Origin of the sequence: Staphylococcus sp. HMSC065D05, assembly GCF_001813195.1 — a bacterium.
Lineage (GTDB): Bacteria > Bacillota > Bacilli > Staphylococcales > Staphylococcaceae > Staphylococcus > Staphylococcus epidermidis.
In genome coordinates this window covers 51,953-52,357 of the sequence record NZ_KV811775.1, presented here as the reverse complement: position 1 = coordinate 52,357, position 405 = coordinate 51,953, and the positions used below count along the sequence as shown (strand labels likewise).

The 405-nt window shown below is 33.1% G+C and carries 1 pseudogene; it reads left to right on the top strand.

Features of this window, described 5'->3' with window-relative positions:
• Positions 1–363, top strand: a pseudogene (locus HMPREF2897_RS11900) (hypothetical protein); the annotation flags it as partial.
• Positions 364–405: the final 42 nt, after the last annotated feature.

The window sequence follows — 405 nt, the reverse complement described above, 5'->3', positions numbered from 1 at the left end:
TTTAACATCGTTACCTTTTGTAGGACAACATTTTGTAGGCACTTATGATAGTTTTGAAAAAAAGGTAATGCAAAAGAAATGTCAAAAGGTGAATTGGCTGCATATAAAAAAGCGAAGAAGATGTTTAATCAATTCAATATATTTAATACTGATAAAGACCCAGTAGGGCTTGATGATACGAAAAGTGCTTTTATTAAAAAACTTAATAAAAAAGCTAAAGCTGATAAAGCGTCCAAAACGAAAAAAGGCTCTAAATCTACAAGTAAATCATCGAAAAGTGTTAAAGCGGATTCGGATGCTTCTGCCAAAAAAGGAAATGGTGGCTCTGGTGGTTCGGGCAAAAAGATAAAGATACAAACGTAAGCTGTACATGCTATTGTAAGTAATCTACGTGATCGAATACAT